This is a genomic window from Bacteroides sp. 14(A) (assembly GCF_000526555.1).
Taxonomy (GTDB): domain Bacteria; phylum Bacteroidota; class Bacteroidia; order Bacteroidales; family Bacteroidaceae; genus Bacteroides; species Bacteroides cellulosilyticus.
In genome coordinates this window covers 2,349,568-2,362,384 of record NZ_JAGH01000002.1, presented here as the reverse complement: position 1 = coordinate 2,362,384, position 12,817 = coordinate 2,349,568, and the positions used below count along the sequence as shown (strand labels likewise).

Genomic DNA, 12,817 nt, shown 5'->3' with positions numbered 1-12,817 from the left:
CATAATTAAATATAGTATGGAAATTAAAATTCAATCTCTGGAGCACATCCATGAAGCCGCCCGCGAGTTTATCGCTGCTATGGGGGACAATACTGTTTTCGCTCTCTATGGAAAAATGGGAGCCGGTAAAACTACTTTCATCAAGGCACTTTGCCAGGAGTTGGGCGTTGAAGACGTCGTTACATCACCCACCTTTGCCGTTATCAATGAATATCGTTCGGACATAGCAGGAGAATTGATCTACCATTTCGACTTCTATCGGATCAAGAAGCTGGAAGAAGTATATGATATGGGATACGAAGATTACTTCTACAGTGGTGCACTCTGTTTCATTGAATGGCCGGAACTAGTGGAAGAACTGTTGCCTGGCAACACAATTAAAGTGACTATTGAGGAACTGGAAGACGGTTCGCGCAAGTTGACAATGGAAAATCTGGATTAATATCTTATGAGCCAATACATCGTACAAGGTATATTCGTAGTGGCCGGCATCATCTCATTACTGGCGGCTGTGTTTGACTGGGAGTGGTTTTTCACTGCCCGCAACACACAGTTCGCCGTAAAGAGTGTAGGAAGAAAACGTGCCCGGTTATTCTATGGCGTACTGGGAATCATTCTTATCGGGATGTCTGTATTCTTCTTCCTGAATACACCGGAGGTTTAACCCTCCTACTGCCATCCCCCACCGAGTGCCTTATATAACCGCACCAGTGTTATCTGCTTATCCCGTATCGCATTGCTCAATCCGATCTGTGCATCGAAATATCCACGTTGTGCATCCAGCACGTCCAGATATCCGATTACGCCATTAATATACTGTAACTGAGCCAACTCCACATTTGTTTGTGCAGCTTGTTCCAGTTGCAGGCGTGACTCATAGATATCTTTTATCTTATTGAAATCTACAATTGCATTCCGCGCATCCTTGAAAGCCGTCAGCACTGATTTCTCGTAAGAGTAAACCTCCTGTTCGTACGCTGCTTTCTTGGCCTTCAGCATCGCCCGGTTCTTACCCATCGCAAATAACGGCGTCAACAGGGAACCACTCAGGAAATGATAAGGTGATTTCAGGAAATCCGAGAATTCAGCACTCTCCAAACCATAATGTGCTGTCAGAGCCAAACGAGGAAACATATTGGTATACGCAAGGCCTACTGTCGCATTTGCCGCAATCAATTTCTGTTCCGCCTGACGTACATCCGGACGGCGTTCCAGCAATGTGGAAGGAAGTCCTACAGGAAGATTTTCCGGCAATTTAACCTCTTCGGGTAACACCGAGCGTTCTATCTTCCGTGGATATTCACCTGCCAGGAAAGCAATGTCATTTTCTTTAATGGAAATCTTTCGCTCCAGATCCGGTACCAATGTTGCAGTACGTGCAAATTCCACCTGCGCCTGCTGATAAGAGGTTTCGGAAGTGAGTCCACCTTCAAAACGAAGCTTTGCCAACCGCACACCTTCTTTACGGGCATTCAGTGTCTGACGGACAATAGCCAGTTCATTATCCAAAGCTACCAGTTCAAAGTATGCTTGGGCCACTTCTGCCACCAAGCTCATTTTCAGTGCCCGCTGCGCCTCTATCGAACCTAAGAAATCCGCCATACTCTTATCTTTCGCCCAACGTAAGTTTCCCCAAAGATCCACTTCCCATGAAACGATTGCCTTAGCTTCATAGCTCCGGTCTGAATCATAATTGTCTCCGCCATAGTTTTCCGCTTCCTTGTCCGCATACAGCTTTCCACTGACTTGTGGGAAAAGATTAGCAAAATCGATGCGCTTCATTGCTGCCAGTTCCTTCACCCGTGCGGCAGCTATCTTCATATCCTTATTATATTCGAGCGTCCGCTCTATGAGCGCTTGCAGCGTAGTATCGGTGTAGAGTTCCCACCATTGCCGGTCAGCAAGAGAGAGCGTGTCCTGTTCCGTTGAGTCAAGCTGTTGCGGCAGATTCAGTTCCGGACGTACATAATGTTTACCCAACTGGCAGGAACTGAACAATAACACCAACGCCATCATGTAATATATTGTATATTTTCTTTTCATAACTTATCGTTTAAATCGCTTCGTAACTTTCTTAATATTCGTACTCTTCGCTTTTGCCTTCGCCTTATAAATCAGTACAAAGAAGAACGGTACCAAAAGAATACCTATCGTCACAGCTAAAATCATTCCAAAGAATACACCGGTACCAATAGCCTGACGGCTTGCCGAGCCCGGTCCGCTGGCAATAACCATCGGCAACATACCGAGAATAAATGCCAATGACGTCATCAGGATAGGACGGAAGCGCAGCTGCGATGCATGTAAAGCCGCCTTAACCACATTCGCTCCACGATCTACTTGTTCTTTAGCAAATTCTACAATCAAAATTGCATTCTTTGCCGCCAGACCGACCAACATAACCAATCCGATCTGGAAATAGACGTCGTTCTCCAATCCACACAGCCACACTCCGAGGTAGGCTCCCAGCGCAGCGATGGGCAATGAAAGTAACACCGCAATGGGCACTGTCCAACTTTCGTAAAGCGCTGCCAGGAAGAGGAATACGAATAGGAATACCAATGCCAATACCATTGCTGTCTGTCCTCCGGCCTGTTTCTCCTGATAAGAAAGTCCACTCCATTCTACACCTATATTTTCCGGCAAGTGTTCGCGAGCTATCTGCTCAATGATTTCCATAGCCTGACCGGAACTGTAACCATCCGCCGCTCCACCACGAATTACGGCACTGTTGAACATATTGAAGCGCTTGATGCTACCCGGTCCAGTTGTATAGGAAGTTGTTCCGAGAGAAGTCAACGGTATCATTACATTATCCGCCCCACGCACAAAAAACAGGTTGATATTTTCTTTGTGTTCCCGATAAGGTGCTTCAGCCTGAATATATACACGATAAATACGATTGAACATATTGAAGTCGTTCACATATACCGAACCTGTATAAGCCTTCATGGTTGAAAAGACATCTGCCAACGGCACTCCCGCCAGTTTTACCTTATCACGATCCACGTCGAAATAGAGTTGCGGAATATCCGCCTGTAAAGATGATGACAGTCCGGATAACTCCTTACGCTGTGATGCATAATACATCAATGTATCCGTAGCTTGTACCAGATTATCGAATGTGGCATCTCCACGTGCCTCAAGCTGCATTTCAAAACCACCCGAGCTTCCCAATCCCGGGATGACCGGTGGCGTGGAAAGATATACTTTACATTCAGGATATTCCTGCAAATCCTTTTTCACTTGTGCCATCACCTCATCAATGGTTTGTCCGTCACGTGCCCCCCACGGCTTCATAATAACCGTCAGTTCACTACGTGCCTGGCTGCTACCTACACGAGGGCTGCTACCCACCACGCTCTGCACATACTCTACAGCCGGATTCAACATCAGGTACTCTACTGCACGCTCCGACACAGTACGTGTACGCTCCAGTGTAGCGCCTTCGGGCAGTTCCAGTTCCACTTTGAAGTAACCCTGATCTTCCACAGGTAAGAAACTGGTCGGTATCAAACGATTTATCAGTAAGATAGCTATCAGTACCACACCAAATGCAGCCAGTACTCTGCGAGGATTTCCTATCACACGTGAAATCTGGCGAACATATTTACGGTTGCCCATATTCAGTGCATAGTTGATATAACGGAATACGATATTCTTTCGCTTATGCGATTCCGGTTTCAATATCAACGAACACATTACCGGACTCAAAGTCAATGCAACCACCGTAGAAAGTAATACGGAAACCACAATTGTCACCGTGAATTGACGATAAAGCTGCCCTGTGATACCACCAAGGAAACTAACCGGTACAAACACAGCCGCCAATACCAGAGACGTAGCAATAATCGCTCCCGTCAATCCTTCCATCGCTTTTTTCGTAGCCTCGTAAGGTGGCAGTTTCTCTTCGTGCATAATGCGTTCTACGTTTTCCACTACCACAATAGCATCGTCCACCACAATACCGATGGCAAGTACCAATCCAAGCAAGGTAAGTATATTGAGCGAAAAACCGAATATAAGCATGAAGCCGAACGTACCAATCAGGGAAATAGGTACTGCCACAATCGGAATAAGTGTAGCACGCCAGCTTTGCAGTGACAGGAATACCACGATAATTACCAATATCAATGCTTCAAACAAAGTCTTATATACTTCGTGAATAGACTCTGAAATATATGTCGTCATATCAAATGGAATCTCGTAACTCAATCCGTCGGGAAAATTATTACTGATTTCATTCATTGCCTTCTTCACATTCTCTGCCACTTCCATAGCATTGGCACCCGGAAGCATATAAATGCCTAACACCGCTGCATTTTCACCGTTGATACTACTCTCCGTATTGTATGAAGATGCCTCCAGCGAGATGCGTGCCACGTCGCGCAAACGAACAATGGAACCATCCGCATTTGCACGAACTACGATTTCTTCAAACTGCCCTACAGTAGAAAGACGTCCCTGAGTCGTAATAGGAATGGTAATATCCAATCCTTGTACAGGTTGTTGCCCCAGCACACCGGCTGCGGACTCACGATTCTGATCTTTCAGAGCATTCTGCAAATCGGCTACGGTCAGTCCGAAGTTTGCCAATTTGTCCGGTTGCACCCAAATCTGCATGGCATAGTAGCGGCTACCAATATTGGAGACACGCCCTACACCCGGAATACGACGAAGCAAATCGAGTACGTTCAGTGTAGCGAAGTTACTCAAATAGATTTCATCAAACTTCGGGTCAGAAGACATCAGACAGATAGTCATTAACTGGCTGGCTGCCTGTTTTTCTACGGATATACCGTTCTGTACCACTTCTGCCGGAAGACGGGACTCCGCCAGTTTCAAACGGTTCTGTATTTCTACTGCCGCCAAATCGGGGTCAGCGGAAATATCAAATGTCACTGTAGCGGAAAAGCCGCCGGAATTGGAACTGTTGGACTCCATGTAGAGCATTCCCGGTGTTCCATTCAATTCTTGTTCGATAGGTGTAGCTACCGCCTGTGATACTGTCAGTGCACTGGCACCGGGATACGAAGCACTAATCTTCACCACCGGTGGCGTAATCTGTGGATATTGGTCAATGGGGAGCATCGTCAATCCGATGATACCCACAATGACAATCAGTATGGAGATGACAGCCGAGAATACCGGTCTGTCTATAAAGAAACTTACTTTCATATGCGTCTGTTTTATGTTCGTCAATTACTTTTCAGTCTTAGCCGAATCCGGTGTCTGACTTTGATCTTCGTCTTCTTTCTTCAACAGGGCATTATTAACCTTAACTTTTACACCCGGGCTTAGTTTGTGGTATCCTTCCACCACTATTGTCTCACCCGGCACCAGACCTCTCTCCACTACTACCTGGTTCTGGAATTCAGGGCCTAACTCTATAAAACGACGTTCTACAGTGGAATCACGGCGCATTACAAACACGTAAGCACCACCTTTCTCGATGATAACGGATTTCAGAGGAACTACTGTTGCATTCTCCCGTACATCCAGCAAGAGCTTCACTTTAGTGAACTGTCCCGGAAGTAATACATGTTTTGGATTGGGCATTTCGGCACGAACAGAGAATGTACCGGTACGTGGGTCAACCTGCGGTTCAGCAAAGTCAACCAAACCTTTGAAGGGATAAACAGTGTTATCTGCCAGTGTTATAGAAATATTGGGCTGCCAGGAACGGGTAGAATCCTTTTGTCCCAGATTCACATTACGTTCTTTGGTTTTCAGGTAATCCAATGCTGTCATGCTAAAGTCTACCAGTACTGTATCACTCTTCACAATGGTAGCAAGCAAAGACTTACCACCCGTCCCCACCAGCGTACCAAGGTCTACATATCGTTCACTGATATGCCCTGCAAGCGGTGAGCGAACAATGGTATATCCTAATTCCAACTCTGCCTGATCCAGATCAGCCTGACTCATAGCAACACTTGCTTCAGCCGTTTCATAGGCAGCCACTGCATTATCCAAATCCAACCTACTGGCAGCATTCTGTTCATACAAAGGACGGATACGCTCCAGGTCGTTCTGTGCCTTGCGTACCTGTGCCTCATCCTTTTTTAGTTGCGCACGCGCCTTGTCTGCCTTCGCGGCATACTGGTCGCGGTTGATAACAAACAATACCTGATTCTTCGTCACATAAGTACCCTCTTCAAAAAGCATATTTTCCAGATACCCTTCTACACGGGCACGGACTTCTACAAATTGCTGGGCACGGACACGTCCTACATATTCACCATAGATTTCCACGTCATCCTGTATCACCGGTTCCACAGCTACCACCGGAAGATCCGGTGCAGGTGCCGGTCGGTGGGTAACAAACCAATAAATTGCTACCAACACCACTACAGCTATTGCGGCAATCACTGCCTGCCTTCTCGTTATTCTGATTTCTCTCTTCTTTAAAAACGATTTCATAAGCTCTCTGTTTATGTTAATGTTAAAAACCCTATAAATAAAAAACACAACTGGCGTGCCAAAGTTCGATGGTTGCACCTTTATTATTCATAGCCAACGCATTAAATGGCTTAACAAGAATAATGAAGAGTGTAGAATCTGCTCTACAAGTGTGGAATAATTCCACAAAAAAAGTCCGAACAAACTGTCCGGACTCCTTTTTTACTTAACTGAACCTTTCTATTCTTCATCATCATCCAATGACTCCGTATATTCCAGTTCACCTTGAACCACGAACAGGATTTCTTCCGGATCATAGTCACCCATCTCGTCTTTGTGGGCTTCCTTGATGATGTAATCCACGATTTGCCCCAGATCCACTTCGACACATCCTTCTTCATCCGGCTCTACATCCAGAATGCCGCTTTCAGAATAATACTCGTCAATCAAATCGAGGAAATAATAGAATTCGTCGTCAGAGAACTTCTCTTTTAACTCCTGCGGCAAATAATTCTTGATGTATTCGATGGTTTTTTCGTCATCGAGATCATCCTTTAAGAAATCGTCTTCCAGTCCCATAATAGTTAGTTTTTTTAAGGGTTAATACCTTATTTATATTATGCTCTTTAGAGGAGCATTTTTTTTATCTTATCATCAAAAGCTGATTTGGAAGCAGAACCTACCTGTTTGTCAACCAACTCACCGTTTTTGAAGAATAGTACAGTAGGGATGTTACGAATACCGTATTCAGCAGCTACATCGCCATTTTCGTCTACATCGCACTTACCGATAAGAACCTGTCCTTCGTACATTTCTGCCAATTCTTCAATGATAGGACCTACCATTTTACAAGGACCACACCACGGGGCCCAAAAGTCAATTACTACAGGTTTACCCTCTGCAAGGATCTCCTTATAGTTGCTGTCTGTAATTTCTAAAGCCATTGCGTTATTGATTAATTATTTAATGTTTAATGATTACTGTCAAAATCTTTATGGAAGCAAAGATACTAATTTATCCGGAATTCCAGTTCCGGACGATCATTTAAATAAGAGATTAACTCACGTCCTACGGAAAGTTTCACCGGACGGGAAATCATATCTACCACTGTCTTACTATCAGGATCACTCACTTTGAAATAAAGTTCCGTCGTTCCGGGATTCCCTTTCATTAGCGCCGCAAGCTCTGTAACCAAAGCCTGGTTCAGCACGGAAAGCGGTATCAGAATGGTAATTTTGGAAATCAACTTCTCCTTTACATCCGGCAACAATTCCATAGAGGTAATTTTTACTTCCAATTCATCCTGCCGCCACTGTTTAGGCTGGCAACGCGCTTTTATAAAGAGGAAAGTACGTTCACCCAGATACCCCTGGTAGGTCACCCAATCATTACCAAAGAAAGGAAGTTCCGCCGAACCGGAATAGTCTTCAATCTTGGCTATGCCGTAAGGATTACCATTCTTACTGATGCCCCTGCGTACAGAAGTAACAATTCCTCCCATCGTTATTTCACGTCCGGCAAGTGCCGCTTTGTCTTCCAGTTCAGCCATACGCGTATTGCAAACATGTTGCAACACAACCGAATATTCATCCAGCGGATGAGCGGAAAGATAGATACCCACCAGATCACGTTCCCTGTTCAGACGATCCAGATCACTCCAGCGTTCAGCTTCAGGAATTTCGGGAGTAGCTATGTCAACTACATTCTCACCACCGAACAAGGAATTGGCGGCAGCTGCCTGATCTGCCTGATAACGGTTACCATATCGTACCAAAGTTTCCATGAAAACTTCATTCTTAGAGTTCACGGCAAAATATTGCTCGCGTTTCAATTCCGGGAACTCATCGAAACCTCCTGCCAAAGCCAGACATTCCAGATTCTTCTTATTACAAGCTGTCAGATTGACGCGTTGCACAAAGTCGAATATACCTTTGAAAGGACCATTCTTCTCACGTTCTTCCATGATATTCAGCACGGCACCTTCGCCCACACCTTTCACTGCACCAAGACCAAAACGAATATTTCCTTCCGGGTTAACAGTGAACTTCAGATTACTCTCATTCACATCCGGACCAAGAACTTTGATACCCATAGCCTTACATTCGTCCATCAGCTTAGTGATATCGGTAATGTTCGACAAACTTCGACTCATTACGGCTGCCATATACTCGGCAGGGTAATTAGCTTTCAGATAGGCCGTCTGATAAGCTACCCATGAATAGCAAGTAGCATGAGACTTGTTAAAAGCATAGGATGCAAACTTTTCCCAGTCTCCCCAAATCTTTTCAAGTACTTTCGGATCATGTCCATTCTTACGTCCGCCTTCAACAAACTTAGGTTTCATGTGATCCAGTTTGTCACGTAGCTTTTTACCCATCGCTTTACGCAAGGCATCGGACTCACCACGAGTGAAGTCAGCCAACAGACGGGACAAAAGCATCACCTGTTCCTGATATACCGTAATACCATACGTATCCTTCAGGTATTTCTCCATGACAGGAATATCGTACTCAATCGGTTTCCGCCCATGCTTACGGTCGATAAAATCCGGGATGTAATCCATAGGTCCCGGACGATAGAGAGCATTCATTGCAATCAAGTCTTCAAAAGTAGAAGGTTGCAACTCACGCAGATATTTCTGCATACCGGCAGACTCAAACTGGAATGTACCAATCGTACGCCCATCACTATATAGTTTATAAGTAGCAGGATCGTCAATAGGCACTTTATCTATATTCAACTCCAGCTTGCGGTGCAGGCGAATATTCTCTACAGCTTCCTTGATGATTGACAATGTTTTCAATCCCAGAAAGTCCATCTTAATCAAGCCTGTATCTTCAATTACCGAACCTTCATATTGAGTAACGAGCATCTTTTCACCCGTTTCTTTATCATCAGCCGTACTAACAGGCACCCAGTCGGTAATGTCGTCACGACAAATAATCGTACCACAGGCATGCACACCCGTACCGCGTACGTTACCTTCCAACATTTTAGCATATTTCAGCGTATCACGCACCAAAGGATCGGGAGAAGCCTCAGCCGCCTGCAATTCAGGAACATAATCAATAGCATTCCGCAGGTTCAGCTTTTTATCAGGTATCTTATCGGGAACCAATTTGGCCAAACGGTCAGATTCCGACAGAGGAAGTTTCTGCACACGGGCCACGTCCTTGATAGCAAGTTTGGTAGCCATCGTACCATATGTGATAATATGCGCCACTTTTTCCTGACCGTACTTTTGTGTCACCCAGCGAAGCACTTCACCACGTCCGTCATCATCAAAGTCGATATCGATATCAGGCAAGGAGATACGGTCGGGATTCAAGAAACGCTCAAACAGCAAGTCATATTTAATGGGGTCGATTTTTGTAATCTGCAAGCAATACGCTACTGCCGAACCGGCTGCCGACCCACGTCCCGGACCTACCGAGACACCCATATTACGCCCGGCAGCAATGAAGTCCTGTACAATAAGGAAGTACCCTGGGAAACCCATCGTCTTCATAATGTAAAGTTCAAACTTCAATCGTTCCATTACTTCTTCGGACAGAGGATCACCATAGAATATTTTAGCACCGTCAAAAGTAAGTTTGGCAAGGTAGTCCGCTTCTAATTTTATACGATATAACTTTTCATATCCACCCAAGCGTTTGATTTTAGCCTTGGCAGCCTCTTCACTTAATACTACATTACCATTTTCGTCCTGAGTGAACTCATCAAACAAATCCTTCTCAGTATATTTTTGCCGATACCCTTCTTCTGTTCCGAAATCTTCAGGAATAGCAAAAGTCGGCATGATAGGCGCATGATCGATTGAATAATATTCTACTTTATTTAGGATTTCCAGCGTATTGGACAAAGCCTCGGGAATGTCTGCAAATAATTCATTCATTTCAGCTTTTGTCTTCATCCACTCTTGTTTGGTATAAAGCATGCGTTTAGGGTCATCCAGATCTTTACCCGTACTCAGACAAATCAAACGATCGTGTGCCTCAGCATGTTCCTCGTTTACAAAGTGAACGTCGTTGGAGCAAATAAGTTTGATATTGTATTTCTTGGCAAACTCTATCAGCTTGGCATTCGCCCTCTGCTGTAGCGGATAAGCTTCGTGATTGGCACGGGGCACGGTTGCCTTATGGCGTTGCAACTCCAGATAATAATCTTCACCAAAAAGATTTTTGTACCAACGCACGGCTTCTTCTGCATCTTCCAATTGGTCGTTAAGTATCTTTTTAGGCACCTCACCACCAATACAAGCTGAACAGACGATCAATCCTTCATGATACTTTTCCAGTTCGTTACGGTCTGTACGCGGACGCATATAATATCCTTCTGTCCAGGCTCTGGATACCAGTTTTATCAGATTATGATATCCTTTCTCATTCTTAGCCAACACAATCAAGTGCCAACCGCTCTGGTCGGGTTTACCTTCTTTCTTATCCATGGTGCGGCGCGCTACATACATCTCACAACCGATTATCGGCTTGAACAACTTATTTTCCGCTTCCGCAAGCTTCGCACGACAATCAGCAAGTTCCGCGTCTTTGTCTTCGCAAGCTATCTCACCACTTTCAATACCGGCTATCCGCTTTTTGAGATCTTTAATCTCTCCCTTCGGCCCACCATTCTTCTTGTTAACGTAATTTGTGAACTCTTTAATGCCGAACATATTACCGTGGTCAGTCACGGCTATCCCTTTCATTCCATCCTTCATAGCCTTGTCCACCAACGCGCTTACGCTGGCCTGACCATCGAGGAGGGAGTACTGGGTATGAACGTGCAAATGAACAAAATCCTGCATAAATATCTCCTTTCAATTGAGAGCATAAAAGTACAACGTATATAAGACCTAACAAAAATATTTCCCTAAAAGTTATCAACATCTGCATTTCTCGCCCCAAATGCTTGTTAGATTTTCAAAATAAGCCTATTTTTGCCGATAATTTCTATTCGAAGAATAAAACAACTTACATGAGTCGACTAAAAAAACTAAAAAAGATACGAATTCACCGTGAGGGGACACATACACTGGCCGGCAGTTTATTGTTGCTACTGGTTGTTAATTCCGCTCTCTACTTTGGATTAGAATGCAAAGTGCCATTCTATATCGTAGCTGTGGTAAGTATTGTCCTGTATGGAATGCTGGTGAATTTTTTCCGATGCCCTATCCGCCTGTTTGGCCAGGAAGACACCGAGAAAATAGTGGTGGCACCTGCCGATGGTAGAATAGTAGTTATAGAAGAAGTGGATGAGAATGAATACTTCCACGATCGTCGGCTCATGATTTCCATCTTTATGAGTGTTATCAATGTACACGCTAATTGGTATCCGGTAGACGGAACCGTGAAGAAGGTAGCCCATCATAACGGAAAGTTCATGAAAGCCTGGTTACCGAAAGCCAGTACGGACAACGAACGTTCTACAGTGGTAATTGAGACTCCCGAAGGTGTAGAAATAATGGCACGTCAGATTGCCGGAGCGATGGCACGACGCATCGTCACCTATGCCGAACCCGGTGAAGACTGTTATATCGATGAACACATGGGCTTTATCAAATTCGGTTCCCGTGTAGATGTATATCTCCCGTTAGGTACAGAAGTGTTCGTAAAGATGGGACAAACCACTACAGGAAACCAGACTGTGATAGCCAAACTAAAATAACTAAACAATGCCTAACTGTATTACCCGCCATATCCCCAATACATTGACATGTCTGAATCTGTTCTCAGGCTGTATTGCATGTGTTATGGCTTTCGAGTTCAAGTATGAATGGGCTCTTACCTTCATTATTATCAGCGCTGTATTTGACTTCCTCGACGGAATGTCAGCGCGGTTGCTGAATGCTCCTTCTCCTATTGGAAAAGAATTGGACTCTTTGGCAGATGACGTCAGCTTCGGAGTAGTACCCTCAGTAATTGTATTCTCTCTATTACGCGAAACTACTTATCCCGACTGGATGAGCAGTTTTCAAGAATATGTTCCCTATTTTGCTTTCCTCATTGCTGTATTTTCAGCATTGCGTTTGGCTAAATTTAATATTGACGAACGCCAGACCAGCTCATTCATCGGCCTAAATACTCCTGCCAATACCTTATTTTGGGCAGCAGCAGCGGCACAATACCATGATTGGCTGATACAAGGTGGAGTAGTCCTGTATGGTTTATTGATTTGCATCGTGTTATTCTCTCTGTTACTGGTATCTGAATTCCCAATGTTCGCCTTCAAACTGAAGAATTTCTCTTGGGAAGAAAATAAAATCCGTTATTTGTTTTTGATAGTCAGCATTCCTTTGCTTATTTTTGTAGGACTTGCAGCTGTCATTGGCTGGTACATCATTCTGTGCTGGTTTGTGAGAAAGAAGCTCTAAACAAATCTTTTGGCACGGTTGTTGTACTATCGTTCGTAAGACGAA

General features: G+C 44.5%; 10 protein-coding genes. 4 read left to right on the top strand and 6 right to left on the bottom strand.

The annotated features are described in order from the left end of the window. Positions 1–16: 16 nt before the first annotated feature. Both tsaE and K429_RS0116375 read left to right on the top strand, forming a co-directional pair. Positions 17–442 carry a tRNA (adenosine(37)-N6)-threonylcarbamoyltransferase complex ATPase subunit type 1 TsaE gene (gene tsaE / locus K429_RS0116380; RefSeq protein ID WP_007219619.1) on the top strand — a complete coding sequence of 142 codons (426 nt, stop codon included), beginning with the start codon at positions 17–19 and terminating at the stop codon, positions 440–442. 6 nt (positions 443–448) lie between these two features. Continuing rightward, positions 449–664: an immunity 17 family protein gene (locus K429_RS0116375; protein ID WP_007212272.1), complete on the top strand. Its 216-nt coding sequence runs from the start codon at positions 449–451 to the stop codon at positions 662–664. A 5-nt stretch (positions 665–669) separates the two neighbouring features. On the opposite strand, the gene K429_RS0116370 is transcribed toward K429_RS0116375, so the two are convergent. From K429_RS0116370 to dnaE, 6 genes are all read right to left on the bottom strand, one after another. After that, positions 670–2,043 carry an efflux transporter outer membrane subunit gene (locus K429_RS0116370; RefSeq protein WP_007212271.1) on the bottom strand — a complete coding sequence of 458 codons (1,374 nt, stop codon included), beginning with the start codon at positions 2,041–2,043 and terminating at the stop codon, positions 670–672. A 3-nt stretch (positions 2,044–2,046) separates the two neighbouring features. Further along, positions 2,047–5,178 (bottom strand): efflux RND transporter permease subunit, encoded by a 3,132-nt coding sequence (locus K429_RS0116365; RefSeq protein ID WP_007212270.1) that lies wholly within the window; start codon positions 5,176–5,178, stop codon positions 2,047–2,049. Between the two features lie 24 nt (positions 5,179–5,202). Further along, positions 5,203–6,423, bottom strand: a complete 1,221-nt coding sequence (locus K429_RS0116360; RefSeq protein WP_007219620.1) for an efflux RND transporter periplasmic adaptor subunit — start codon at positions 6,421–6,423, stop codon at positions 5,203–5,205. Between the two features lie 219 nt (positions 6,424–6,642). Then, positions 6,643–6,981, bottom strand: coding sequence for a hypothetical protein (locus K429_RS0116355; protein ID WP_007212268.1), 339 nt, complete (start codon positions 6,979–6,981; stop codon positions 6,643–6,645). A gap of 47 nt (positions 6,982–7,028) precedes the next feature. Next, positions 7,029–7,346: a thioredoxin gene (gene trxA / locus K429_RS0116350; RefSeq protein WP_007212267.1), complete on the bottom strand. Its 318-nt coding sequence runs from the start codon at positions 7,344–7,346 to the stop codon at positions 7,029–7,031. Positions 7,347–7,411: 65 nt separating this feature from the next. Beyond that, positions 7,412–11,206, bottom strand: coding sequence for a DNA polymerase III subunit alpha (gene dnaE / locus K429_RS0116345; RefSeq protein WP_007212266.1), 3,795 nt, complete (start codon positions 11,204–11,206; stop codon positions 7,412–7,414). A 170-nt stretch (positions 11,207–11,376) separates the two neighbouring features. Between dnaE and K429_RS0116340 the strand changes: the two genes are divergently transcribed. Together K429_RS0116340 and pssA are read left to right on the top strand one after the other, a co-directional pair. Further along, on the top strand, positions 11,377–12,066 hold the full coding sequence (locus K429_RS0116340) for a phosphatidylserine decarboxylase family protein (RefSeq protein WP_026367612.1): 690 nt from the start codon (positions 11,377–11,379) through the stop codon (positions 12,064–12,066). A gap of 7 nt (positions 12,067–12,073) precedes the next feature. After that, complete coding sequence (pssA, locus tag K429_RS0116335; RefSeq protein WP_022210523.1) at positions 12,074–12,772, top strand: CDP-diacylglycerol--serine O-phosphatidyltransferase; 699 nt, start codon at positions 12,074–12,076, stop codon at positions 12,770–12,772. Positions 12,773–12,817: the final 45 nt, after the last annotated feature.